The organism is Promicromonospora sp. NPDC050249 (assembly GCF_040656015.1).
GTDB lineage: Bacteria > Actinomycetota > Actinomycetes > Actinomycetales > Cellulomonadaceae > Promicromonospora.
Window position 1 is genome coordinate 1 of sequence record NZ_JBFAKY010000040.1, and the last position, 24,759, is coordinate 24,759.

Here is a 24,759-nt window from a genome sequence, read left to right on the forward strand (position 1 = left end):
CCAGCCTCGACGACGTCTTCCTCACCCTGACCGGGCACGTCGGCACGGAGAGCTCCGCACGAGCGGCGGGGGTGGCGGCCCCCCGGTCCTACCTCGCCAGAGACTTCGTTCGGGCAGGTCAGCCTGGGTAGGCCACCAGGTCCACGTCCTCGACCAGCGGCTGCCAGACGCCGGTCTCCTCGTGCTCGAGGTCCCCGTCCTTGGTGACGACCAGCAGTCCCTGGTCCGTCACGCCGGCCGCCAGCTGCCGCACGTCCGTCAGGCCAGGCAACTGGCGTGACTGCCCCCCGGCGCCCGCCTGCCCGCCGACCCCGGCGGTCCAGACGCCGGACACGCCGTCGCCGTTCCGCGTCAGCAGCGACAGCGTGGTGAGCCCGGACCAGCGGGCCTCCTCGACGCCGTCCACCGGTCCCGCGACCGTGAGCGGCGGCGCGAGGCCGACCGGTACCTCGTCCTCGTTCCGCACGATTCCCGCCACCTGCACCTGTGTGCCCGACGGCGCATGGCTCACGACCGCTATGCGGGAACCCTCCGGCGACACGGACACGCTCACGACCTTGCGACCGCCCAGCCACTCGGCGGGCACGGTGACCTCTGCGCCCGACGCCGGCAGCACCCGCAGGTCGTTCGTCCCGCCGCTGGTCCAGGTGTTGCCGAACTTGTCGACCGAAGGGGCGGCGAGGTCCGGTCCCTCGATGATCCTGTCGGGGCTGTCCCCGCCGTCGGCCGAGACGTTCACTATCCGGTCGGTGCCGTCCCGCACCACTATCGGTATGGCCGCAGGGCTCACCGCGAGCGCCGTCGGATCCATCGCCGACAGGTCCACGGGCAGGTCGTGCTCGACGGGCCGGCCGTCCTCCTCGATGCGGTACAGCTGGTCGTCCTTCAGGAACATCGCCTGGACGATCGTTGCAGGCAGCTTGACGTCGGCCGCGTCGACCGCGAGGCGGTTGGTGCCGTTGAACAGGTCGACGGGCACCGTGCGGCCGGCTCCCTCGGAGAGCGTCGCCGAGATCTGTGCGGCGATCAACGCGCGCTGGGCGGCGGTGGCGCTGCTGATCTGCTCGCTGAAGCGGACGGCGACCGGCTCGTCGCCGTCCGCCTCCTGGATCGTCGGCGACACGAGCTGGGTGCCCTCGGGAAACAGGGACCGGGTGGCGCCCTGCAGCCACTCGGGCGGCCCGGCGAGGAGCTCCTCGACGGCGTTCAGCCGCCAGGAGTTCCGCGGGAACCAGCGCAGGTCCGGGACGAGGTTCTTGGCGTCCTCGCCCTCGGCGGAGAAGTACAGCCGGGTCGCCCGGAACTGGTTGGCGAACAGGTTGGCCGGCACGAGCACGCCGTTGTCCAGCCCCGAGATGCGCCACTCCTCGCCGACCCTGGTGAGGGTGAACTGGTACCCGACCTTCCGGGGGTCCGCCACCTCGGTGTACGCGCCGGCGGTGTCGAGGGTCGCGATGGTGGTCGCGCGCACGACGACCTCCAGGGTCTCGACGCCCTCGATGTTGATGCCGGTCTCGAACGGATCCGGCATGGGCGGCTCGCGGACCACTCGCACCGACGCGTAGGGGTCCCACGTTCCCGCGGCGTCCTCGGTGAGGAACTCCCGGGCGGTCTGGTACTCCTTCGGCGACGTCGGTGCCGCGACGGCCGCGCCGAGGAAGCCCTGCACTATCAGGTTCGGTTCGGCGCCGGGCGTCGGGCCCTGCGGGAGCAGCGCCAGGTCGGCCTGCGGGTCCTGGTCGGCGGTGCTCACCCGAACCGGGCCGGACGTCGGGATCTGGGCGCAGGCCCCGAGCCCGAGGACACCGGCGAGCGCGACGGCGGCGGCAACGACCACGCGGGGCGTCCTACGCATCAGTGCACCTCCACGTCGTTGCCTGCGGGCCGTTCGGGGGCGACGGCGAGCCGTTCGGCGCCGTCGTCGCCGGGGTCGGACAGGTCCGGGATCGCCGTCGGCGTGGGGCCGGCGGGCGGGTTGACCACCGGGATCTGGCCGGTCCGGAGCCCGGGCTCGTGCGAGGCGGGCGCCATGGTCACCGGCGGCTCGCCGATCTGCACGCCGGCGCTCCGGGGCAGCGTCAGCCGGAAGCTCGCGCCCTGTCCCGGACGTCCCCATGCGTCGAGGCGCCCCGCGTGCAGGTGCGCGTCCTCGAGCGCTATAGCCAGCCCGAGGCCGGAGCCGCCGGTGGTGCGGGCGCGCGCCGGGTCGGCCCGCCAGAAGCGGTCGAAGACGTGCTCGACCTCCTGCTTGGTCATGCCGACGCCGTAGTCGCGCACCACCACGGCGACCGCGCGGTCGTCCTCGGCGACGGTCACCTCGACCGGCCGCTCCTCGGCGTGCTCGATCGCGTTGACCACGAGGTTGCGCAGGATGCGCTCGATCCGGCGGGGGTCGAAGTCGGCCGCCGCGTCGGCGTCGGGCAGCCGTACCGAGACCTGCACGTCCTTGGTCCTCGCGAGCGGGGCGGCCTGCTCCACGACCGACATGACCACGTCGCGCAGGTCGCGGCGCTCGGCGTCGAGGACCGCTGCACCGGCGTCGAACCGGCTGATCTCCAGCAGGTCGGCCAGCAGCGACTCGAACCGGTCGATCTGGCCGAGGAGCAGCTCGGCGGAGCGGGCGGCGTCCTCGTCCATCTGGTGCCTGGACTCGTGGATGATCTCGCTCGCCATCCGGATGGTCGTGAGCGGGGTGCGCAGCTCGTGCGAGACGTCGGAGACGAACCGGCGCTGCATGGCCGAGAGCTCCTCCATGCGCCGGATCTGGTCCTGCAGGCTCTCGGCCATCTCGTTGAACGAGCGCGCGAGGCTCGCCATCTCGTCGGTGCCCCGCGCGCCCGGCATCCGTTCGGAGAGGTGCCCCTCGGCGAGGCGCTCCGCCACGGTCGCGGCGCGGGTCACCGGGGTGACCGTCTGCCGGGCCATCGTCCAGGTCACGACGCCGAGCAGCGCCAGCATCCCGAACCCGCCCGCGAGCAGCACGCGGTGCACGAACGACAGCGTCTCCTGCTCCGGCTCCAGCGAGTAGAGGTAGTAGATCTCGTACCTGGCGCCAGGAGCGGCCTGGACCGTGGAGCCCACGATGACGCCCGGGCTGGCCATGCCGTCGGCGACCCGCGACGGGATGCCCACCGCCTGCAGCACCTGGTCACCGTCGGAGGCGAGATTCGCCTCGCGCACCTCGTCGGTGATGATCACGTCGGTGAGGTCGGGCCGCGTGACGATGTCGCTCACCCGGACGGTGGTGCCCATCTCGTGGAGCAGGAAGTACTCCTCCGCCGTGGAGCCGCCCGTGGCGGCGAGCGTCGCGATGGAGTCCTTCAGGAGGATCTGCAGTTCGCCGTCCGACGTCGTCGCCGTGTCCGAGAAGCTCTTCGACACCTGCTCGGTCAGTCGGGCGGCCTCCCGGTCGATCGCGGCGAGCCGCTGCTCGTAGATGCCGTCCCGGACCGACGTCGACAGGTACAGGCCGAGCACGACGATCGCCGCGAGACCGATGGCAAGCGCGGTGGTGACCACCCGCAGCTGCATGGAGGAGCGCCACTGCGCGACCGCGCGCCGGGTGAACCGGACCGTGACCACCCGGGCCCGGTGCACCGCCCGGCGCAGCCGTGTGACCAGGCCGTGCGGCATCAGCGTGTCGCGCCCGCCTTGTAACCGACGCCGCGCACCGTCAGGACGATCTCCGGGTTCTCCGGGTCACGTTCGATCTTGGAGCGCAGGCGCTGGACGTGCACGTTGACCAGGCGCGTGTCGGCGCTGTGCCGGTAGCCCCAGACCCGCTCGAGGAGCACCTCACGCGTGAACACCTGCCACGGCTTGCGAGCCAGCGCCACGAGCAGGTCGAACTCCAGCGGGGTGAGCGCTATGCGCTCGCCGTCGCGCATCACCGTGTGGCCGGTGACGTCGATCTCCACGTCACCCACCGCCAGGCGCTCCGGACCGGGGTCCTCGCTGCGGCGCATCCGGGCCTTGATCCGGGCGACGAGCTCCTTCGGCTTGAACGGCTTCGAGACGTAGTCGTCGGCGCCGGACTCCAGGCCCACGACGACGTCGAGCGTGTCGGACTTGGCCGTCAGCATGATGATCGGCACACCCGACTCTGCCCGGATCTCGCGGCAGACCTGCACACCGTCCTTGCCGGGCAGCATCAGATCGAGCAGCACGAGGTCCGGCTGATGGGTGCGGAACATCCCCAGCGCGGAGTCGCCGTCGGCACAGAACACGGCATCGATCCCCTCGCCCTTGAGGACGATACCGATCATCTCCGCCAGTGCTGTGTCGTCGTCGACGACGAGAACTCGTACCTTCATGTCCTCCAGTGTGCCAGGCTGGTCCAGCAAACCCCGCCTTTCGGCCCGTGCACGGCGTGCTCCCCCGCAGGTTCACCCGCCCGGAGCACCCCTCCGGGCTCGGGCCGGCACGACCCTTCCGAGGGGGACATCCCCCGTCGAACCTGGCGGCGGACACCATGTCGCGAGGCCCTGGCCAGGAGCGAACCTGGCACCATGACAACCATGACCGCCGACCGGCCCGCAGCCGGCCCCGTGACCGGGCGGGTCGCTCGTCCGGGCCCGAACTTCCTCACCGCACCCCTCGCGGGCCGCACCTGGCGCGAGCAGGGCTACCTCGCGCTGGTGCTCCTGCTCGCACCGTTCGCGTTCACCTACACGATCTTCGCCGTGAGCTTCACGGCGAGCATCGCGATCACCGTGGTCGGGCTGTTCGTGGCCGGTGCCGTGGTGCTCGGCGCGCGCGGCTGGGGCGCCGCCTACCGCAGCCTGGCGCGCGAGCTGCTCGACGTCGACGTCGCAGCGCCCACCTCGTACGTCCGGCCGCGCGGCTTCTGGCGGACCATCGGGTCCATGCTCGGCGATGCCACCGGCTGGCGCGCCCTGCTCTTCATGTTCGTCGCGTTCCCCCTCTCGATCCTGTCGTTCGTCGTGAGCATCACGTTCCTCGCGACCGGGCTGGGCGGCCTGACCTACTGGTTCTGGTACCGGTTCCTCCCGATGCAGCTCGGTTCCGACGGCGAGCTGCACCGCGGCGCGCAGTTCGGCTCGTCGTACTTCCTGGACACGCCCCCGCGCCTCGCGCTGGCCGCGCTGGTCGGCCTCCTCTTCGTCCTGTGCTGGCCGTGGATCACCCGCATGTTCACGATGCTCTTCCGGGCGCTGACGCGTGGCCTGCTCAGCCCGACCCGCGCGAGCCTGCGCGTCGCCGAGCTCGAGCGGTCCCGCACCGGCACGGTCGACGACGCCGACGCCCGGCTGCGCAGCATCGAGCGGGACCTGCACGACGGCACGCAGGCCCGTCTGGTGGCCGTCGCCATGCAGCTCGGCGAGGCACGCGAGCACCTGGCCGACGGCGGCGACGTCGAGCAGGCCGCCGAGCTGGTCGACACCGCGCACTCCTCCACCAAGGAGGCGCTCCTCGAACTGCGCGAGCTGGCGCGGGGCATCCACCCGCCCGCACTCGACAGCGGCCTCACGGTCGCGCTCGAGACGCTCGCGGCGCGCTCGGCGCTGCCGGTCAACGTCGACGTCGACCCCGCGGTGGAGGCGGACGGCCGCCTGGCCCCTGCGCTGGAGTCGATCGCCTACTTCAGCGTCGCCGAGCTCGTGACCAACGCCGCGAAGCACGCCCGCGCCACCGGGGTGTACGTGCTGGTCGAGCCGCTCGGTGACACGGGAGGCTCCGTCCGGATCCGCGTGCGCGACGACGGCCGCGGCGGCGCTGCCGTCGTGCCGCCCGACGGTTCCGGCCTGCGGTCCGGGCTGGCGGGCCTCGCCGAGCGGGTGCGCTCCGTCGACGGCACGTTCGACCTGTCGAGCCCGATCGGTGGGCCTACGGTAGTGACCGTGATCCTGCCGACCACGAGCCCGTCGAGCCGCGCATGACCGGGCCGAACCCGCCGGCGCCGAGCCTGCGTGTGCTCCTCGCGGAGGACTCGGCGATCCTCCGGGACGGGCTCGCCGCCCTCCTGACGCGGCGCGGCCACACCGTGACCGCCGTCGGGGACGGCGTGGCGCTGGAACGTGAGGTCGCGCGCCTCGCGCGCGACGAGGAGCTGCCCGACGTCGTGGTCGCGGACATCCGCATGCCACCCAGCTTCACCGACGAGGGCCTGCGCTCGGTGCTGGGTGTGCGGACCCGGCACCCGGGCCTGCCTGTGCTGCTGTTCTCGCAGTACGTCGAGACGCGGTACGCGAGCCGGCTGCTGGCCGGCGACGCGCGCGGCGTCGGCTACCTGCTCAAGGACCGGGTGGCCGACGTGCGCGACTTCGTCGACGCCCTCTCCCGCGTGGCCGGTGGTGCCACGGTGCTGGACCCCGAGGTCGTCTCGCAGCTCATGGGTTCCGCCCGGCAGGACGACGACCTGGAACGACTCTCGGCCCGCGAACGCGAGGTGCTGGGCCTCATGGCACAGGGCCGGTCCAACGGGGCGATCGCAGAGCTGCTGCACCTGTCGTACGGCGCCGTCGAGAAGAACGTGGCCGCGATCTTCACCAAGCTGGACCTGCCCCAGGACGCCGCGGACCACCGCCGCGTCCTGGCGGTGCTCCGGCACCTCGGGGTATGACGACGACGATGGGGGTATTCCCCCCGTGGGGGTCGGGCTATCTGGGGGTGTGCTCGGGGGTTCACCCGATATCGTGCCCGGCCAGGGTCCGCCATAGTTTTCTCATGACCGCGTTGAGCCCGGATCGACACCCCACGTTCACCAGTGCGCAGCCGGACGCCCGTATCGAGCCCATAGGCTCATCGGCCATGAACCAGGAAACCCGCACCTGGAGCGGAGCGTGAACGACACCGTCACGCTCGTCACGGTCGTCGCCGTCGGCCTGGCCCTCATCGACGCCATGCTCTTCGCCGCCAGCGCCACGCTGCAGCACCACGCGGTGTCGGACAAGCAGGCGAACGGACACCTGACGATGAGCGGCCTGCTCAGCGTCGTCAAGCAACGGCGCTGGCAGGCGGGCATAGCGCTCGGCGGTCTCGCGGTCCTCCTGCACGCGATCGCCCTGCTGCTCGCGCCCCTCCGTGTGGTCCAGCCCGTCGGTGTGCTCGCCGTCCCCATCGCCGTGCTGCTCACCGCCGCGCGCGTGCGGCTCCGGCCGCCCCGCGGTGTGGTGCTCGGAGCAGCCCTCGCCGTGGTCGGCGTCGTCTCGTTCGTGATCGTCTCCGCCGGCTCCGTGACGAGCCACCCGCCCGAGGGCTCGGCGGTCGTCGTGGCCTGCCTGGTGGTCGCCGCCCTGGTGGTGCTGCTGACCTTCGCCGGGCTGGCCGCCCGCGGCTGGCTGCGCTGCGTCGCCTACGCCACCGCTGCCGCCACCGCCTTCGGCCTCGTCTCCGCCCTGGTCCGAGCCGTCTCGCTGAGCGTGACTTCCGGCGAGGCCGAGCTGCTCGACACCGGGACGCTCCTCGCCGGCGCAGTGATCCTCTGTGTCACCGTGGGTGGCGGCTGGCTCGTCCAGCAGGCCTACGCGGCAGGTGCCCCCGCGGTCGTCGTCGCCTCCCTGACCGTGGTCGACCCCATCGTCGCGGTGCTGCTCGGCGCGGTGCTCCTCGGGGAGGGCGCACACACCCCGCTCGGCCTCTGGCTCGTGATGGGCGCCGCGACCGCTGCGGCCGTCGCCGGCGTCATCACGCTGGCCAAGCACCACCCCGACGCGACCACTCGCGTCACACCGGTCGAGGCCCTCCTCGCCGAGGCGGGCCGGCCGTGACCAGCGGCCTGCACATCTGCTTCTTCACCGACCAGCACCCCCGGACCCTCGGCGGTGCCCAGGCGTCGGTCCTCCTCCAGCGCACCTTCCTGGAACGCGCCGGGCACACCGTCACGATCGTCGCCCCGCAGGATCCGGCAGACGGCCGCGCGGACCCCGGCGTCGTCGCCCTGCCCGCCCTGACCGTCGGGCAGGGCCAGTACTCCGCGGTCCTGCCCTCGCGCAGGCTGGACGCCAGGGTGGACCGCGCGCTCGACGCCCGCGGACCGGTCGACGTCGTGCACCTGCAGGGCGACTTCTGGGGCGCCTGGCTCGGCAAGCGGTACGCGGCACGGCACCGGCTCCCGCTCGTGCTCACGACGCACACCAACGTCGACGCCTCGTTCCGGGCGGTCGCCGGACCGGTGGCCGGGCTCGGCCTCCACGCCGTCGCCGCGTGGCAGCGCCAGGTGACCGGGGACCGCGCCCGGCGGTCCGGCCACGGCATCGGATACGACTACCTGCGCGCGCTCGCCGCCGGCGCCGACGCCGTCATCGCGCCCAGCGGCCACTTCGCCGCCCGGCTCCGGGAGGCCGGCCTGCCCGTCACCGCCGTCATCCCCACAGGGGTGCACGACGACGACGTCGCCGCCTCCCCCGGCCGCGCGCCGCGGCAGGACGACCACCCGCGACCGGACGACCGGGTCAGCCTCGTGTGGCTCGGGCGGTTCAGCGCGGAGAAGCGCCCGCTGGAGCTCATCGAGGCGATCGCGGCCACGGACCAGCGCATCGAGGCGGACCTGTACGGCACCGGCACGCTGTTCGACCGCGCGCGGCGTCGGGTGCAGGCGCTCGGGCTGACCGACCGGGTCCGGCTGCACGGCGCCGTCGACCACACGGAGGCGCTCCGCGCCATCGCATCGGCGGACCTGCTGGTGCAGACGTCCCGCGGGTTCGAGACGCAAGGCATGACGGTCTACGAAGCCCTGGCCCTCGGCGTCCCGGTAGTGGTGTGCGACCGCGCGATCGCCGACGAGCTGGGTGGCGACACCGCACCGTGGGTGTGGTGCGCGGAGGGCCCCGAGCCGGGCTCGCTGGCTCAGGTCCTCGACTCCGCCGCGCGGGCCGTCCGTTCGCCGGACGGCCCGCGGGTTCCGCGCTCGTTCTCGACCGGGCTGCTGCAGTCGGCCCAGAGCGGGCGCCTGCTGGGGGTCTACACGGAAGCCCTGGAGGCGGCCGCGCACCGCCGTCAGAGCCGTCCCGCCGCCTTGAGCGCCAGGTACTCGTCCGCCAGGCGAGGGGCCAGGTCGTCCGGCAGCGCCTCGACGACGTCGGCTCCGTAGCGGCGCAGCATCGTCGTCACCGCCGTGCGCTCCAGGTCCCCGCGCGCGGCGGCTGCGGCGTCGTACACCTCGGCGACCGTGTCACGGCCGGCGCGCAGCCCGGCCACCTCCTCGTCCGCGACGGAGGCGACCACTACCGTGTGGTCGCGTGCGAGCTGGTCGACCACCGGCAGCAGGCCGTTCTCCACCGCCGCCGGGTCCAGGGTGGTCAGCAGCACCACCAGCGCCCGCTGCGTCATACGCGTGCGCACCTGCGTCACCACGCCCGGCCAGTCGGTCTCCAGGAGCACCGGTTCGACAGTGGCCAGCGACTCCGCCATCGCGGGCATGAGCCGGGGGCCAGCAGCGCCCACCACGCGGGAGCGCACCGTGCGGTCGAACGCCACGAGCTCCACGCGGTCGCCCGCGTGGCCGGCCAGCGCCGCGAGCAGCAGCGCCGCCTCGATGCTGGCGTCCAGCCGGGGTGCGCCGGTGGAGTCGGCGGCACCCACCCGGGCGGCGGACGTGCGCCCCGTGTCCAGCACGATCAGTACGCGGCGGTCCCGCTCCGGACGCCACGTGCGCACCACCACCTCGCGGCGTCGGGCCGTCGCGCGCCAGTCGATCGAGCGGACGTCGTCGCCCACCACGTACTCCCGCAGCGAGTCGAACTCCGTACCCTCGCCGCGGATCTGCACCGCCGCACGACCGTCCATCTCCCGCAGCCGCGCCAGGCGGGACGGGAGGTGCTTGCGGCTCGCGAACTCCGGCAGCACCCGCAGGCGGCCCGGTACGGGGAGGGTCACCTGGCGGCCCGCCAGACCGAGCGGGCCGAGGCTGCGGATCGTCACGCCGCCGGCCGTGCGGTCACCGCGGCGGGTCGGCACGAGAGTCGTGGGCAGGCGGGCTGCCTCGCCGTCGGGCAGGTCCACGTGGTGGCGACCCGATCCGCCCGACGCCGGACGTACCCGCTCGGTCCTCCCCCTGCCCTGACCCGCGCCGGCCGACGGCCCCCACGCATCCCGGACCACGGCGCGCAGCCGGCGTCCGGAGGCGTTGCGGACCACCAGCTCGCTGGTGGCCTCGGAGCGCAGCCGGACCGAACCCGGCACCCGCCGCTGCACCGCCACCCGCCGCGGCGAGGCGGCCAGCACGGCGTCGACGACGCAGGCCAGGACCACCACCGTCGCCCAGACGAGCACCGTCCCGTCCGCCGGGAGGAGCAGCACCGGAATCACGCCGAGCCCCATCAGGGCGGCGGCCCGCCACGTCACGACCATGCGCGCGGCCTCAGCGCGGCACGGGCACGGAGGCCAGCACCGTGTCCAGCACGCCCTCGGCGGTGACACCCTCGAGCTCGGCCTCCGCGCGCAGCTGCACCCGGTGCCGCAGCGTCGGGTGGGCGAGCGCCTTGATGTCGTCGGGCGTCACGAAGGAGCGACCCGACAGCCAGGCCCATGCCCGCGCCGTGCGCAGCAGCGCGGTGGCGCCACGCGGCGAGACACCGAGCGAGAGCGAGGGCGAGAAGCGCGTGGCACGGCAGACGTCCACCGCGTAGCCGAGCACCTCGCGCGACACCTGGACGCGGGCCACCTCGGCACGCGCCCGCTCGAGGATGGTGGCGTCGGCGACCGGGGTGACGCCGGCCGCGGCGAGGTTGCGCGGGTCGAAGCCTGCCGCGTGCCGGGCGAGGACCTCCACCTCCTGCTCGCGTTCGGGCAGGGGCAGCACGAGCTTGAGCAGGAACCGGTCGAGCTGGGCCTCGGGCAGCGAGTAGGTGCCCTCGTACTCGACGGGGTTCTGGGTGGCGATCACCAGGAACGGGTCGGGCAGCGGACGCGGCGTGCCGTCCACCGACACCTGCCGCTCCTCCATCGCCTCCAGCAGGGACGCCTGGGTCTTGGGGGGCGTGCGGTTGATCTCGTCCGCCAGCACCAGGTTGGTGAACACGGGGCCCTCGCGGAAGGAGAACTCGGCAGTGCGTGCGTCGTAGACGAGCGAGCCCGTCACGTCACCCGGCATGAGGTCGGGCGTGAACTGGATGCGCTTGGTGTCCAGCTTCAGGGCCGCCGCGAGGGTGCGGACCAGCAGCGTCTTGGCGACACCCGGCACACCCTCAAGGAGCACGTGGCCCTGGCACAGCAGCGCGATGAGCAGGCTCGTCACCGCAGCGTCCTGCCCGACGACGGCCTTGCCCACCTCCGTACGGACCGCCGCCAGGGCGGTGCGCAGCTCCTGCGACGGAGCGGTGGGCGGGGCGGGTGCTGCCGCAGTGGGCGCCGCAGGGGCGTGTGCCGCCGGGGCGGGTGCCGCCGGGGCTTGCTGGGCACTCGGCTGCGGAGCCGGCTCAGCGGTCTGATGCGTGGGCTGAGCTGCGCTCTGGTGGGGGAAGGCTGGTTCGGTCACGGTCGGTGGACCTCGCTCTCCAGGATGTCGAGTCGGCGCGCGAGCTCGGCGAGCGCGGCGTCGTCAGCGGGGGGTGGGCCGTAGAGCAGGTCTGCCACCTGCTGCGACGGGCGGTTGGTCGCGGCTACGACGGCGTCGACCACGGTGTTGGCATCGGACGAGCGGGCAAGGCCGAGCCGTGTGGCGACCCGGTCGGCGGCCGAGGCACGCAGGCCTGCGGCGGCGTGCCCACGGGCACGGGCCGCCCGGTACAGCCGGGCGCGGCCGCGGGTGGCCTCGGCCGACCGCACGAGCACGGGCAGGTCCTCGACGACCAGCGGCCCCATCCGCCGCGCGCGCCACAGCGCGAGCAGCACCGCCGCGAGCACGGCGATCAGGGCGACGGGGGCGGAGCCCGGCGGCATCAGCGCGTCGACCTGGCCGCGATCGGCGGGCGTGGGCTTGTCGTCGCCGGTGCTCATGTCTCCCGGGCTCGGCACCAGCCACACCAGGTCCTCGTGCTCGCCCAGCATCCGCAGGGCGAGCGCCGCGTTGCCCTCGTCCAGCACCGTGCCGTTGCGGAGCACCGCGGGATCGGAGACCACTGTCACCGACCGGTCAGGGAACTCCAGGCGTGCGTACGCGTAGCCGCCCAGGCCGTCGGGCCAGCACAGGGTGGGGCGCAGACCGCCGGCACCGGTGGCCGTCTCGGTCAGGCCGGGCCGCAGCGCGAGCTCACCCGCCGCCTGCGCGGTCGGGTCGTCGCACTGCGGGGCCACCGGATCGCCCGTCTCGCCGTACGTGGAGTCGAGCATGTTCCGGCTCACTGCCCCGACCATGGAGAAGTCCGGTTCGAGCACCACGAGGTCGGCGCCCGTGCGGTTCAGCGCGGAGATCTGGTCCTCGGCGAAGAACGACGGGTTCGGCGCGATCAGGAGGGTGCTGTCCGGACCCGCGGCCGCGACGGCGTCGGCCACCCTGGTCACGTGGGTGACCCGCACGCCCTGGTCCTTCAGCACCTCGGCCACGGCCATGCCGCCGTTGTCCTCCGGGTTGTCCGGGGCGTACGGGGCGGCCGACGTCGCCGGGCGCACCACCGCGAGGAACGCGACGAGCAGGGCGACCACGAGGAGGACCGTCAGCGGCCAGCGCATCCGGCGCCACCTGCTCGCGGCGCGGGACCGGCCGGTCGTGTCGTCGCCGATGATCACCGGAGCATCGTTCGCCGGGCCCGCGGGCGCGCCGGACACCGCCGTGGGCGGGGTCGGCGGTGCGGGCGCGAGGTCGGGCGGCAGCGACGTCATGCGGCGACCTCTGGGCGAGCGGCGGTGACCGCGGCGTCGAGCGCACGCAGGTCGGCGTCGTCCGCCGCCGTGGCGACCCGGTCGCCGTACTCGACGCCGTCGAACAGGTCGGCGCCCGAGTGCAGGCCGGCGGCCTGGGCCGGCAGGCGCAGGCCTGCGTCGGCCGCGGCCTCCTGGGCCGTGCGGCCGGGTCGCGGCTCGATGATCACTCGTTCCTCCATGGAGCGGACGACTGCGCGGAAGCGCTCGACGGACGCCGTGCGCCAGTCACCCGACGCCGCCGCCGCGTCGGCCGCCGCACGCATCTGCGCGGCCGTGCGGGCGTCGTCGGTGTCGAGCACCTCGGCAGACCGCGCGCGGTTGCGCCCGAGCTGCACCGGACCGGCGACCAGCCAGGCGATCAGGAGCACCACCGCCGCGACCACCGCGACGACGATGCCGAGCTGTGGGCCGGACATCGCGGTGGCGGGCCACTCGATGCTCTGGAACCACTCCAGCACCCAGTTGATCAGGCGCTGCAGCAGCGACTCACGCTCCGCGTACTCGGGCCGCTGCAGCTCGCTGCTGAGCCACTCACGTGCGGTGTCCCGGTCCGGGACGACGGGCAGATCGGCCCTCATGTCACTTGTCCGCCGCGGCTGCGGCCGCCGCCGCGGCCTGCAGCTGCACGTCCAGTCCTTCGCGTCGCATCCGGGTGTCGATGTAGAGCAGTGCGATCACGCCGCCGAGGAACAGCACGCTCATGCCGCCGGTGATGACGTAGGTGACCCCGTAGCTGACCGCCAGACCCGCGCCGCTCTGCATCACCATGGACAGGCTCATGAGGAGGCTGACCGGCACCGCGACCACCTGGCCGATGATGCCGAGGATGAGCGAGGTCAGCAGGTAGATGCCGAGCACCCGCCAGAACGTGCCCCGGGTCAGCTTCCAGGCGCGCCGGCACGTCTCCCAGAATCCGCCGCCCTCGACCGCGAGCGCCGGCGGGATGAGGATGACGCGGGTGAACACCCACACGGCACCCACCAGGAGCGCCGCGAGCACGAGGATCAGGCCGATCACGCCGACCGTCGGGTCGATGAGGAAGAGGCCGACGACGATGCCTGCCGCCAGGGCGTAGGCGACGAGCACCGCGAGCATGCTCAGGAGGGAGAACCCGATCAGGAACCACGCGCGCTTGGCGGTCCGGCCCCAGGCGTCGGACACGGAGATCTTGCGTCCGATGACGGAGTCGCTGACGGAGATGGCCATGACGCCCATGGCGAGCGGCGTGGCGAGCGTGAGCAGCATGCCGGTCCCGATCGCCGAACCGTAGGTCACGCCGAGGAGGTCCTGCGTGAAGCCGAGGTCCTCGAACGCGGGGTCGGTCCCGACCTCGGCGAACAGGCTGCCGAACAGGTCGGTGAAGAGCGTGGTGAGCGGGATGCTGATCAGTGTGCCGACCGCGACGGCCGCGACGACGATGACCGCCGTCAGGCCCAGCGTCACACCCGGGTTGTGCCGGACGGCGCCGAACGCGCCGTCGTACAGCTCGCCGAGGCTGAGCGGGCGCAGGGGCACGATGCCGGGCTTGTCCGCCAGCGGGTGGTAGCCCGGGATCTGCGCGGCGTACGGGGAGTGCTGCCCGTACTGGCTCTGGCCGTACTGCGCCGCCGGCCCACCCTGGAGCGTCCCATCCTGGGGTGTGCCGTACTGCGGTGTCCCGTACTGCGGCTGGGCAGGTGCGGGGGACGCGGCCGGGTCGTACCCGGGCGCGTACTGCCCGTACCGCGGCGGCTCGCCCCAGCCGGCGGGCTGGGAAGCGCCGGGCTGCGGGGGCGTCGGCTGCGCCGGCTGGTCGGGTGCGCTCTCGGGCGTCGTCATGGGGGCGTGCTCCCGGGTGTCGTCTCAAGTCGTGCCTGCGCGGCAACCCTAGTACGCGTCGCTGACAGCGGGTCCCGAATTCGGTCGGTACGGCGGGGCTCCGCGCAACTGTCACCCAGCCGTGACCACTGTCAGCCGGCGGTGACGACGGTGGCGCCCGCCTCGTGCTCGGCGAGGTCCCCGGTGGCCCCGGCCCGGACGGCGCGGCGGCCCAGGACGTACACGTAGGTCCAGAACCCGGCGAGCACGATCGCGCCGATCACTATCTTGAGCCACCAGTACATCGCCGATCCGGTGACGAAGCCCTCCACGAGTGCGGAGACGCCGAGCGCCGCCGCGAGCCCGATGACCATGGTGATCAGGGCACGCCCCTCGGCGGCCATGGCGACGGACCGCCTGCGGTGACCGGGGTCCACCAGGGTCCAGAACAGCCGCAGGCCCGCGGCTCCCGCGACGAAGATGCAGGTCAGCTCCAGCAGGCCGTGCGGGGCGATGAGCGTGAGGAACAGGTCGAGCTCGCCGTGGGCGGCCATCATGCCGCCGGTTGCGCCGATCTGGACCGCGTTCTGCCAGAGCACCAGCAGGGGGAAGAACCCGGTGATCCCGCCGCCGATGGCTTGCGCGGCGATCCACGCGTTGTTGGTCCCCACCACGGCGGCGAACCCGATGCCCGGCTCGTAGTAGGAGGCGAACGCGTTGTTCACGTAGTCGTCCTGCTGGGCCGGGGTCATCATCGTGTTCATCGCGTCGGCGTCCGAGGCGATGTAGACGCCGGCGACCGTCGCGACGAGCAGGCACGCCGCCGTCACCGCGTGCGACCACCAGCGGATCCGGTAGAACGCTGCGGGCAGCGACACCATCGCGAAGTGCACGACCTCGCGCCAGGCCGGCTCGTGGGTCCCCGCGATACGGGTGCGCGCCCGGTTCAGCACGTCCGACAGCCGCGTGACCAGCGCTGGGTCGGGCGCCGCCGACCGGACCGTGGACAGGTGCGTGGCCACCGACTGGTACAGGCGGACCAGCTCGTCGGACTCCGCGCCGTCCAGGCGGCGGCGGGACGAGAGCTCCTTGAGGCGGTCCCACTGAGCGGCGTGCACGGCGGTGAAGGCGTCGATGTCCACGACGGTAGTCTGCCGCACAGGAGTTACGGCGTGACCCTCGAAGGCCCTGCGACCCGACCGGAGGAACCGTGCAGGACGGCATAGTCATCGGCGAGGGCGTGGTGCTGGACGCGCGCCCCGCGTCGTTCATCACGCGCGCGATGGGCGCCATGCTCGACTTCCTGGTGATCGGCGCAGTCTTTGTGGCCGCGCTGGTCGTCGGCGGCATCTGGTTCTTCGAGAACGCCATGCTGGGCGAGGACATCGCGACGGTGGTCTACATCCTCGCGAACGTCGCGGTCATGGTGGCCATACCCGTCACCGTCGAGACGCTGTCGCGCGGCCGGTCGCTCGGCAAGCTCGCGTGCGGCATCCGCGTGGTGCGCGACGACGGCGGTCCCGTCCGGTTCCGGCACGCGCTGGTGCGTGCCCTGGTCGGGGTGATCGAGCTGTGGCTCACGTTCGGCGGCATAGCCGCCATCGCGTCGCTGGCCAACGCGAAGGGCAAGCGCCTCGGCGACATCGCCGCCGGCACGTACGCGGTGCGGGTGCGGGGCGGCAAGCAGCCGTCGGCCCCGATAGTGATGCCCCAGTCCCTGGCGGCATGGGCGCACACCGCCGACATGCGCCGGCTGCCCGACGGTCTCGCCCTGGCCGCCCGTCAGCTCCTGGGCCGGGCCGCCCGCCTCGCACCTGAGTCGCGGGCCCGCCTCGGCGACGACCTCGCCGGGCAGATCGAGCGCTACGTGGCGCCCGGGCCGCCGCCCGGCACCCACCCGGAGGCGTTCCTGCACGCCGTCCTCGCCGAACGCCGTGAGCGGGAGCTCGTCGCCGGGCAGCGGGAGCGCAAGCGGGCAGAGGAGCAGTCGGAGCTGCTGCACCGCCTGCCGTTCGCGGTGCCGGACCCACCGCGCTGAGCCGTGTCCCCTCGTCGGACTCCTCGGTCGGGCTTCCCGTCGGACGAGCGTCAGGTGAGGCGGGTGGCCAGAGCGTCCGACAGCACCGAGAGCCGCGACCGCACCGCGTCTCCGGCGCGGAGCAGCCCGGTCTGCACCGCCCGGCGCAGCCGGGCCGACGTCGGCCGCTCGACGCCGTAGTGGATCGCGACCGCCAGGCCGAGGCTCAGCGCGCCCGCGGCGAAGAGCGCCACGGTACGGGTGGTCTCGTGGGCCAGCACGTCGATCACCGCGTACCCGAACTGTGTGTGCACCAGGTAGACGGGGTAGGTCAGGCCGCCGACGGTACCGAGCACGGTCGCCAGCCTCGGGGACGGGACCGTCCTGCCCGGGAGCGTCGTCGCCCAGACGGCCGCGACGCTCGCCAGCATGAGCACCACGCTGATCACGGGACTCACCGGCACCCCCTGCAGGTCGGACGCCCGGCCCGCGGCCTCGAGGACGCGCATCACGGACAGGGCGACTCCTCCGGCGAGCAGCACGCCGGTGACCGGGTCGAGGCCGTCGCGGTACACGAGGAACAGCAGCATGCCGACCGCGAAGTACGGGGCGTAGTTCGACACCAGCAGGTCGGCGAGCCAGTGGGCACCGAGATCCTGCGCGGCCCAGCCCACCAGCGGCCACGCCGTGGCGAGCGCGAGCACCCGGTTGCGGGTGAGCGGACCGAAGGCCAGCACCACGAACACGAGCAGGTAGAACTTGAGCTCCACCAGCAGCGTCCAGAACACGACCTGGACGCCCGGTACCGCGAACAGGTCCTGCACCATCGTGAGATTGACCAGCGTCTCGGTCAGCGAGGTCTGGCGGCCGCCCGACCAGAACTGCTGCAGCCCCACCGTCAGCACGATGCACGCCCAGTAGGCGGGGAAGAGCCTGCCCACGCGGGAGGCGACGAAGCCCGCGATGCCGCGGCCGTCAGCGCTGAGCAGGATCACGAACCCGGAGATCATGAAGAACAGCTCGACCGCGAGCCATCCGTACCGCGTGACCTCGTTGAGCAGCGGGAACGCGTCGGCCGGGTCGACGCCCCAGTACCCGGTCACCGTCGACGTCGCCGTGAAGTGGTAGAGCAGCACGGCGGCCGCCGCCCCGAAGCGCAGGCCGTCCATCCCCACGAGCCGGCCGGAAGATCTCCGGCGCTCGTCGCTCGGGGTTACGGGGGTTGCCTCTGACACGGTGGCTGGCTGGCTGCTCGTCGTCATCGCCGCAGACCCTAGGTCACAGAAAGATAACGGTCAATTTCACCTTATCAAACCGTCGCTCCGCTCTCATCCCTCCCCGGGCGTGGTCAGCGCGGCGCGGCCTCCAGCGTGGCGAGGAACTCGGCGGTCCGGTCCGCGACGACGTCGGGCGCCTCGTAGTGGGCCAGGTGCCCCACCTGCGGGACGACGGCGAGCCGGGCGCGCGGGAACGTCAGCTCCAGCACACGCTGTGAGGGCAGCGGTGCGACGTCGTCGTTCTCGGACGCGATCAGGAGCGTCGGAACGCCGATGGCGGGGGCGTAGCCGGCGACGTCGGTCCCCACCGAGGCGTGGAAGGCCTCGAGCAGCGTGCGCCGGTCGGCGAACCCGGAGAAGTACCTGTCGTGCTCGGCGTGGATCCAGCGCCGCAGTACCCGGTCGCCCGTCGTGACCATCGCCACACTCGCCACGCGGGTGAACATCGGGTGACGGAGCAGCCCGGTTCCGACGGCCTCCGGCAGCGCGGCGGCCAGCCGGTGCACACCGACCGTCACGGCGCTCAGCGCGCGTCGCGGTCCCTCGAGCGCCGCCGTGGCGATGGGGTTGACCAGCACCAGCCCACGCACGGGGGGCGCGTCGTCGCCGGCCACCGTGGCAGCCGCGACGATCGACCCGAAGGAGTGGCCGGCGAGCACCGCGTCACCCTCCGGCGCGACGGCGGCCAGCAGCTCGGCGGTCCAGGCCGCGTAGCCCGCTACGTCGTGCCGCCCCTCCCCGAGCGGTGCCGAGGCACCGAATCCGGGCAGGTCAGGCACCACAACCTGCAGGTCAGGGCGCCGCCGCAGGAGATGCGCCACTATCGGTTCCAGGCCGTGATGATCGCCCCGGAGCCCGTGCAGGAAGACCAGCCGGTGCGGTGCCGACGGTTCGCCGTACACCCTGACGTGGGCCCGGACGCCGCCGACCTCACGGTCCGCGTCGCGCACGGGCGTACCTGCGACGAGGGCCGCGTAGGGCACCTCGTCCGCCGGCCGGCCCTGGTTCGTGTGGGGCAGCGGCGCCGGGTGCTGCGAAGGCGTGTGGGTGTTCATCGCGCTGACCTTAAGCATGCCGACGACATCCGCGGGACACGTTCACGAAAGATGGGGGTAAGCCCCCATGTCGTTTCCGGGGGGAAACCCGGTGGCGGTGAAGACCCTTCTTACGCCACGGTTGGTCCATGCAAGCCACAGCGGTCGCCCTCGACGGGCCCGGCACCGTACCGCTCGCCGGTACCGCCGTCCTGAGGGAGCGTGTGGGCACGGACCTCCACCGACCGTCGCTCCACCGCGACCGCGTCCTGTTCCTGCGCCACCGAGCTCGACGGATCCCCAGTTCCGACACGGGCCACGCGGCGCGCACGACCACTTCGAGACTTACCGGACCATCGAGAGGTACAGCTCAGTGAACCTGCCCGACACCCGCCGCACGATCCTGATCGGCGCGGACACCTACCCGCCCGCTGTGAACGGAGCCGCCCGGTTCGCCGGGAGCCTGGCCACGGGCCTGGCCCGCCGGGGTTACGAAGTCCACGTCGTCGCCCCCTCGCCGACCGGCCGCCCCGTGCGCGAGGTGCTCGACGGAGTCGTCCTGCACGGCCTGCGTTCCAGCCGCTACCCGACGCACCACAACCTGCAGATCTCGCTGCCGTGGGAGACGCACCGCGCGGTCTCGGAGATCATCGACGAGGTGCGGCCCGACGTCGTGCACACCAACGGCAGCTTCATCGTCGGCCGCTCGCTGGTCGCCGCCACGCACCGAGCAGGTATCCCCCTGGTGGCCACCAACCACCTGATGCCCGAGAACCTGGTGGGCTACATGCTGGTGCCCAGCTCGATGCACCGCACGGTCGGCCGCTGGCTCTGGCGTGACATCGGCCGGGTCTACGCGAAGGCCGACGTCGTCACGGCGCCGACCCCGCGCGCCGTCGACCTGCTGGCACAGCACGCGGGCCTGACGCACGCGATCCCCGTGTCCAACGGCATCGACACCGACCACTACCCGACCAGCACCCGCGAGGACCGGCCGGAGCCGACGGTCCTGTTCGTCGGGCGCCTGGACCCGGAGAAGCGGGTCGACGAGATCATCCGGGCCTTCGCGCTGCTGCCGGAGAACCTCCCGGGACGGCTGGAGATCATCGGCACGGGGAACAAGGCCGACGAATGGGCCGCCCTCGCCACCAAGGCAGGGGTCGCCCACCGGATCCGGTTCCGCGGGTACGTGCCCGACGACGAGCTGCTCACCGCCTACTCCGAGGCCGACGTGTTCTGCATGCCTGGCATCGCGGAGCTGCAGAGCCTCGTCACGCTCGAGGCGATGTCGTCGGGCCTCCCGGTGGTGGCCGCCGACGCGATGGCCCTGCCGCACCTGGTCCGCCCCGGCATCAACGGCTGGCTCTACACCCCCGGTGACGTGCGTGAGCTGGCGAACCGGCTCGGTGACCTGCTGGCGGACGCCGCCCTGCGCCACCGCATGGGCGCGGCCAGCCGTGAGCTCGTGGCCGCGCACGCGATGGACGGGACCCTCGACGCGTTCGAGGGCATCTACGACAAGGTGCTCGACAACCGTCTGCAGACCGCGGCCTGAGCCCGACGACGGTTCCGAGCCCTGCGACCGCCACCCCGCGACTGACAGAGCCTCGCGTGGTCGAGACGTCGAGACCGGTCTCGACACGCTTGACCACGCGAGGCCCTGCCACGCCCGGCCGGCGTCAGCCGCCGAAGACCGGCGCTATCACCTTGATGAGCTCGTTGCCGCCGAGGAACAGGAACATCACGGCCACCAGGGCGAGGATCACGTTGACCCACCAGCGGTTGCGCCACTGGAGCGGCACCGCCTTCGAGTTCATCAGGATCAGCAGCGTCAGCGCGAGGAACGGCATGAAGAGCGAGCCGAGCGCGCCGTAGAGCACGACGAGCAGGATCGGCCTGTCGAGGAACAGCAGCGCCATCGGCGGGAACGTCAGCCACAGGATGTAGATCCGGTAGTACGTGCCGCCGGCGCCGCGACGGCGGTCGTCGCCGGGCAGGTTGCGCATCGTGGCGACGAAGTCAGCGAACATCAGCGACACCCCGTGCCAGACGCCGAGAACCGACGAGAACGTCGCGGCGAAGAACCCGACGAGGAACAGCGGTGCCATGAACGACCCGTACCGCTGCGCGAGCACGTCGGCGAGGTCGATGAGGCCCTCCTCGCCGTCGGCCACGGCCATGCCGGCGGAGTACAGCAGCTCCGCGCCCACGATGAGCATGGACACCACGAAGATGCCCGACATGACGTAGGCCCACGCGTTGTCGAGCCGCATCACGCGCATCCAGCGGGGCGTGTTCCAGCCCTTCTCGGTGAGCCAGTAGCCGTAGGCGGCCAGGGTGATGGTGCCGCCGACGCCGCCCGCGAGGCCCAGCGTGTTCAGGACCGCGCCCTCGGGGATGATCGGCACGAGGCCTGCCGCGATCTCGCCGAGGTTGGGCGTCGTCATCGCCGCCGAGCCCACGACGGTCACGAACATGACACCGATGAGCACCGCCATCACGTTCTCGAACGGCTTGTACTTGCCGAACCAGACGAGCAGCAGGCCCGCGACGCCGGAGAGCATCGCCCAGTAGCGCACGTCGACAGCCGGGAACAGCCCGTTCAGCGCGAGGCCGACGCCGGACATCGCGGCGGCACCGTAGCTGAAGCCCCAGACCACCACGTAGATGCCGAAGTAGACGACGGCCCACAGGCCGAGCCCTTTCCAGCCGTCGAAGATGGTGCGGCCGGTCGCGAGCGTCCAGCGCCCGGCGCCCTCGACCAGGGCGATCTTCACGACGACGCCGAGGATCACCGCCCACAGCAGCGCATAGCCGTAGTTGCTGCCCGCGACCATCGTGGCGACGAGGTCGCCGGCGCCGATGCCCGTGGCCGCGACGACGAGGCCCGGCCCGATGATCTTCCAGCGCGGCCTCTCGAGGGATCCGTCGTACCCGGCCTGCTCGCCCGACGACGGCGGGTCCTTGGTCATCCCCTGTGGAGTGACCTCATTGTCCTTTTCCATGGCGAGACTGTACCCAGGGTTTCACCCGCCGGACAGAGGCGCCCCGCCCGCGGCGGAGGTCTCGGAGGGACCGCCGGGCGTCGCGTGTACGCGCGTTGTCCGGGTGGCGATCGTGTGCAATCGTCCCTGCCATGACCTCCGCGCCATCCGTCCCGCCGCCGTCCGACCCGGCTCGCTTCTCACTGCCCGCCGCCCAGGCGACCCGGCCCGACCTCCAGGGCACGTTCGGGATGGTGGGCTCGACCCACTGGATCGCCACCGCGAGCGCCCAGGCAGTGCTCGAACGGGGCGGCAACGCGTTCGACGCGGCGGTCGCCGGTGCGTTCGTGCTGCACGTCGTGGAGCCGCACCTCAACGGGCCGGGCGGCGACATGACGGGAGTCTTCGTCACCGCCGACGCGCCGTCGGCCCCGCGCGTGCTGATGGGCCAGGGCCCTGCGCCGGCGGGCGCCACCATCGAGCACTACCGGGCCGAGGGGCTCGACCTCGTGCCGGGTTCGGGGGCCCTGGCCGCGGCGGTGCCGGGCGCCGTCGACGCCTGGCTGCTGCTCCTGCGCGACCACGGCACCTGGGACCTCGGCGACGTCCTCGACCACGCCATCGGGTACGCCCGGGACGGCCACCCCGTGCTCGGCCGGGTCAGCTCCACGATCTCCATGGTCAGCGACCTGTTCCGGGACCACTGGCCCACCTCGGCGGCCCGCTGGCTGCCCGACGGCGCGGCCCCGGCCCCCGGCACGCTCGTGACCAACCCGGAGTACGCCGACCTGCTGGAAGCGGTCGTCGCGGCGGGCTCGGGGGCGGCGAGCCGCGCGGAGGCCATCGATCTCGCCCGGGCGGCCTGGCGCGAGCGCGTGGGCGCGGCCGTCGAGGCGTTCGTCGGTACCCCGCACCGGCACGCCGACGGCGGCGACCATGCAGGCGTCATCACCGCCGCCGACATCGCCGGCTTCGAGGCCTCCTACGAGGACGCGTGCACCGCGACGTTCCGCGGGTACACCGTCGCCAAGACCGGTGCCTGGGGACAGGGCCCGGCCATGCTGGCGGCGCTCAAGATCCTCGAGGGGTTCGACGACGCCGCGCTCGACCCGTCCACCGAGCTCGGCGCCCACACGATCCTCGAGGCCCAGAAGCTCGCGATGGCGGACCGCGACGTCTGGTACGGCGACCCCGCCACCGACGACGTCCCGCTGACGTACCTGCTCAGCGAGGAGTACGCGGCCCGCCGCCGGGCGCTCGTGAGCGACGTCGCGAGCCACGAGGTGCGGCCCGGCGACGTGCCGGGCCGCCCGACGCCGCCCGTGCCCACGCTGCGCACCGAGTACGCGACCAGCGCCCCGGCCGGCTCGCTGCCCGGCGCGCCGACGGGCGGGGCGGCGGCTGGGGTCGGCGAGCCGACGGTCGAGGTCCCGACAAGCTCAACCGGCGGCGCGGAGCCCGACTCCCCCGAGCGCACCGGCGCCACCCGCGGCGACACCTGCCACATCGACGTCGTGGACCGCTGGGGCAACATGGTCTCGGCCACGCCGTCGGGCGGCTGGCTGCAGTCCTCCCCCACGGTGCCCGGTCTCGGCTTCTGCCTGGGCACCCGGCTGCAGATGACCTGGCTGGACGAGGCGTCGCCGTCGGCCCTGATCCCCGGACGGCGGCCGCGCACCACGCTGACACCAACGCTCGTGCTGCGCGACGGCGAGCCGCTGATCGCGCTCGGCTCCCCGGGCGGCGACCAGCAGGACCAGTGGCAGCTGCTGTTCCTGCTGCGCGTGCTCGTGGGCGGGTACACGCCGCAGCAGGCGATCGACGCGCCGGCCCTGCACACGACGTCGTTCCCCGGCTCGTTCTGGCCGCGCACCTGGACGCCGGGCGGCGCGGTGGTGGAGGACCGGCTCGGCGACGACGTCATCGCGGGGCTGGAGCGCCGCGGGCACGTGGTGACCAGGGCCGGCGACTGGGCGCTCGGCCGCCTCTCGGCCGTGACCCGCGATCCGGCCACCGGCCTGCTGGGTGCCGCCGCCAACCCGCGAGGCGCGCAGGGATACGCCGCGGGCCGCTGAGCGACGTAGGCGCCGTTACCGTGGGCAGGTGCCGACCAAGAGGTTTCCCCAGCGCGTCTACCGGGACGGCGAAGAGCCCGACCCCCGGTTCAGCCTTGCCAACGAGCGCACGTTCCTGGCCTGGCTGCGCACGGCGCTCGGGTTGTACGCGGGTGCGTTCGCGCTCGAAGCGCTCTCACTGCCTGCCTCGACCGGCTGGCGCGTGGCCGCTGCCGGTGTCTTCCTCGTGCTGGGCACGGTCGCCGCGGTGCAGGCCTGGCTCGGCTGGGCCGCCACCGAGACGGCGCTCCGCCTGGGCCGGCCGCTCCCCGGCCTCGCCGTCGGTGGGCTGCTCGTCGTGGGCATCGTCGTCGCGGTCGCGCTGGTGACCATCGGGCTCTTCGTATGAGCCGGGCGGCCGAGGAGGACAGCGTCTACGACTCCGGCCTGCAGACCGAGCGCACCCTGCTCGCCTGGCGCCGCACCTGCCTCGCGTTCGGGGTGGCCAGCCTCGTCGCGATGCGCTTCACGGTGGAGGCCGCCGGTGTCATCGCGGTCTTCGCGGGCGTGATCGGCGCGGGCCTGGCGGTCGCCGCCTACGTCGCCGCCGCGATCGGCTACCGCCGTGCCAACGCGGCGCTGCACACCACCGGTTCCCTCGACCACGGTGCCGCCCCCATCGCTCTCGCCACCGCGGCCGCCCTGGTCCTCGGTGCGGCCTGCGCGGGATACCTGGTCCTGGGCGCGCTGTCCGGCTGACTCCCGACGCTTGTCAGCGGCGACCCCTGCACACTGCCCGCCACCGTCGGCGTGTCGCGTGCAGTGTGCAGGGGT

General features: G+C 73.0%; 21 protein-coding genes. 9 read left to right on the forward strand and 12 right to left on the reverse strand.

Translation table 11 applies throughout. The features are described 5' to 3' along the window. Positions 1 to 118: 118 nt before the first annotated feature. The 3 genes from AB0I32_RS23675 to mtrA are packed head-to-tail and all read right to left on the reverse strand — an operon-like array spanning position 119 to position 4,313. A complete protein-coding gene (locus AB0I32_RS23675; protein ID WP_357510504.1) occupies positions 119 to 1,855 on the reverse strand; it encodes an LpqB family beta-propeller domain-containing protein in 1,737 nt (578 codons plus the stop codon). Beyond that, complete coding sequence (gene mtrB / locus AB0I32_RS23680) at positions 1,855 to 3,633, reverse strand: MtrAB system histidine kinase MtrB (protein WP_357510506.1); 1,779 nt, start codon at positions 3,631 to 3,633, stop codon at positions 1,855 to 1,857. The genes AB0I32_RS23675 and mtrB overlap by 1 nt, the downstream gene beginning before the upstream one ends. Next, on the reverse strand, positions 3,633 to 4,313 hold the full coding sequence (gene mtrA, locus AB0I32_RS23685; protein WP_116676714.1) for an MtrAB system response regulator MtrA: 681 nt from the start codon (positions 4,311 to 4,313) through the stop codon (positions 3,633 to 3,635). Before mtrA ends, mtrB begins: the two co-directional genes overlap by 1 nt. Positions 4,314 to 4,508: 195 nt before the next feature. Between mtrA and AB0I32_RS23690 the strand changes: the two genes are divergently transcribed. The 4 genes from AB0I32_RS23690 (at position 4,509) to AB0I32_RS23705 (ending at position 9,052) form a co-directional block, all read left to right on the forward strand. Continuing rightward, a complete protein-coding gene (locus AB0I32_RS23690) occupies positions 4,509 to 5,900 on the forward strand; it encodes a sensor domain-containing protein (RefSeq protein ID WP_357510508.1) in 1,392 nt (463 codons plus the stop codon). Further along, positions 5,897 to 6,583 (forward strand): response regulator transcription factor, encoded by a 687-nt coding sequence (locus tag AB0I32_RS23695; protein ID WP_357510510.1) that lies wholly within the window; start codon positions 5,897 to 5,899, stop codon positions 6,581 to 6,583. The genes AB0I32_RS23690 and AB0I32_RS23695 overlap by 4 nt, the downstream gene beginning before the upstream one ends. A 220-nt stretch (positions 6,584 to 6,803) precedes the next feature. Further along, entirely contained in the window at positions 6,804 to 7,730 is a 927-nt protein-coding gene (locus AB0I32_RS23700) for a hypothetical protein (RefSeq protein WP_357510512.1), read from the forward strand. After that, positions 7,727 to 9,052: a glycosyltransferase gene (locus tag AB0I32_RS23705; RefSeq protein WP_357510514.1), complete on the forward strand. Its 1,326-nt coding sequence runs from the start codon at positions 7,727 to 7,729 to the stop codon at positions 9,050 to 9,052. The genes AB0I32_RS23700 and AB0I32_RS23705 overlap by 4 nt, the downstream gene beginning before the upstream one ends. Here the strand turns inward: AB0I32_RS23705 and AB0I32_RS23710 are convergent. From AB0I32_RS23710 to AB0I32_RS23735, 6 genes are all read right to left on the reverse strand, one after another. Next, positions 8,959 to 10,311 carry a DUF58 domain-containing protein gene (locus tag AB0I32_RS23710; RefSeq protein ID WP_357510516.1) on the reverse strand — a complete coding sequence of 451 codons (1,353 nt, stop codon included), beginning with the start codon at positions 10,309 to 10,311 and terminating at the stop codon, positions 8,959 to 8,961. The genes AB0I32_RS23705 and AB0I32_RS23710 overlap by 94 nt on opposite strands. 10 nt (positions 10,312 to 10,321) lie before the next feature. Then, on the reverse strand, positions 10,322 to 11,437 hold the full coding sequence (locus AB0I32_RS23715) for a MoxR family ATPase (protein WP_357510518.1): 1,116 nt from the start codon (positions 11,435 to 11,437) through the stop codon (positions 10,322 to 10,324). Next, positions 11,434 to 12,720, reverse strand: coding sequence for a DUF4350 domain-containing protein (locus tag AB0I32_RS23720; protein WP_357510520.1), 1,287 nt, complete (start codon positions 12,718 to 12,720; stop codon positions 11,434 to 11,436). The genes AB0I32_RS23715 and AB0I32_RS23720 overlap by 4 nt, the downstream gene beginning before the upstream one ends. Continuing rightward, entirely contained in the window at positions 12,717 to 13,340 is a 624-nt protein-coding gene (locus AB0I32_RS23725; RefSeq protein WP_357510522.1) for a DUF4129 domain-containing protein, read from the reverse strand. The genes AB0I32_RS23720 and AB0I32_RS23725 overlap by 4 nt, the downstream gene beginning before the upstream one ends. A gap of 1 nt (position 13,341) precedes the next feature. Continuing rightward, positions 13,342 to 14,580: a hypothetical protein gene (locus AB0I32_RS23730; protein ID WP_357510524.1), complete on the reverse strand. Its 1,239-nt coding sequence runs from the start codon at positions 14,578 to 14,580 to the stop codon at positions 13,342 to 13,344. 131 nt (positions 14,581 to 14,711) lie between these two features. Continuing rightward, entirely contained in the window at positions 14,712 to 15,701 is a 990-nt protein-coding gene (locus AB0I32_RS23735) for a stage II sporulation protein M (protein WP_357510526.1), read from the reverse strand. A 68-nt stretch (positions 15,702 to 15,769) separates the two neighbouring features. Here AB0I32_RS23735 and AB0I32_RS23740 point away from each other — a divergent pair, with 68 nt between their 5' ends. Further along, the gene (locus AB0I32_RS23740; protein WP_357510528.1) at positions 15,770 to 16,597 is read left to right on the forward strand and encodes an RDD family protein; all 828 of its coding nucleotides are present in this window, start codon (positions 15,770 to 15,772) and stop codon (positions 16,595 to 16,597) included. 50 nt (positions 16,598 to 16,647) lie between these two features. Here the strand turns inward: AB0I32_RS23740 and AB0I32_RS23745 are convergent, their stop codons facing one another. Together AB0I32_RS23745 and AB0I32_RS23750 are read right to left on the reverse strand one after the other, a co-directional pair. Beyond that, a complete protein-coding gene (locus AB0I32_RS23745) occupies positions 16,648 to 17,838 on the reverse strand; it encodes an acyltransferase (RefSeq protein ID WP_357510530.1) in 1,191 nt (396 codons plus the stop codon). Positions 17,839 to 17,924: 86 nt separating this feature from the next. After that, the gene (locus AB0I32_RS23750) at positions 17,925 to 18,908 is read right to left on the reverse strand and encodes an alpha/beta hydrolase (protein WP_357510532.1); all 984 of its coding nucleotides are present in this window, start codon (positions 18,906 to 18,908) and stop codon (positions 17,925 to 17,927) included. 352 nt (positions 18,909 to 19,260) lie between these two features. Here AB0I32_RS23750 and AB0I32_RS23755 point away from each other — a divergent pair, with 352 nt between their 5' ends. Continuing rightward, positions 19,261 to 20,442: a glycosyltransferase gene (locus AB0I32_RS23755; RefSeq protein ID WP_357510534.1), complete on the forward strand. Its 1,182-nt coding sequence runs from the start codon at positions 19,261 to 19,263 to the stop codon at positions 20,440 to 20,442. 124 nt (positions 20,443 to 20,566) lie between these two features. On the opposite strand, the gene AB0I32_RS23760 is transcribed toward AB0I32_RS23755, so the two are convergent. Then, a complete protein-coding gene (locus AB0I32_RS23760; RefSeq protein WP_357510536.1) occupies positions 20,567 to 21,892 on the reverse strand; it encodes an Nramp family divalent metal transporter in 1,326 nt (441 codons plus the stop codon). 230 nt (positions 21,893 to 22,122) lie between these two features. On the opposite strand from AB0I32_RS23760, the gene AB0I32_RS23765 reads away from it, so the two are divergent. Genes AB0I32_RS23765 through AB0I32_RS23775 form a run of 3 tightly spaced genes read left to right on the forward strand, consistent with a single transcriptional unit; the run spans position 22,123 to position 24,684 of the window. Beyond that, complete coding sequence (locus tag AB0I32_RS23765; protein ID WP_357510572.1) at positions 22,123 to 23,946, forward strand: gamma-glutamyltransferase; 1,824 nt, start codon at positions 22,123 to 22,125, stop codon at positions 23,944 to 23,946. Between the two features lie 28 nt (positions 23,947 to 23,974). After that, a complete protein-coding gene (locus AB0I32_RS23770) occupies positions 23,975 to 24,334 on the forward strand; it encodes a DUF202 domain-containing protein (RefSeq protein ID WP_357510538.1) in 360 nt (119 codons plus the stop codon). Further along, positions 24,331 to 24,684: a DUF202 domain-containing protein gene (locus tag AB0I32_RS23775; protein WP_357510540.1), complete on the forward strand. Its 354-nt coding sequence runs from the start codon at positions 24,331 to 24,333 to the stop codon at positions 24,682 to 24,684. Before AB0I32_RS23770 ends, AB0I32_RS23775 begins: the two co-directional genes overlap by 4 nt. The last annotated feature ends 75 nt before the right edge of the window (positions 24,685 to 24,759 follow it).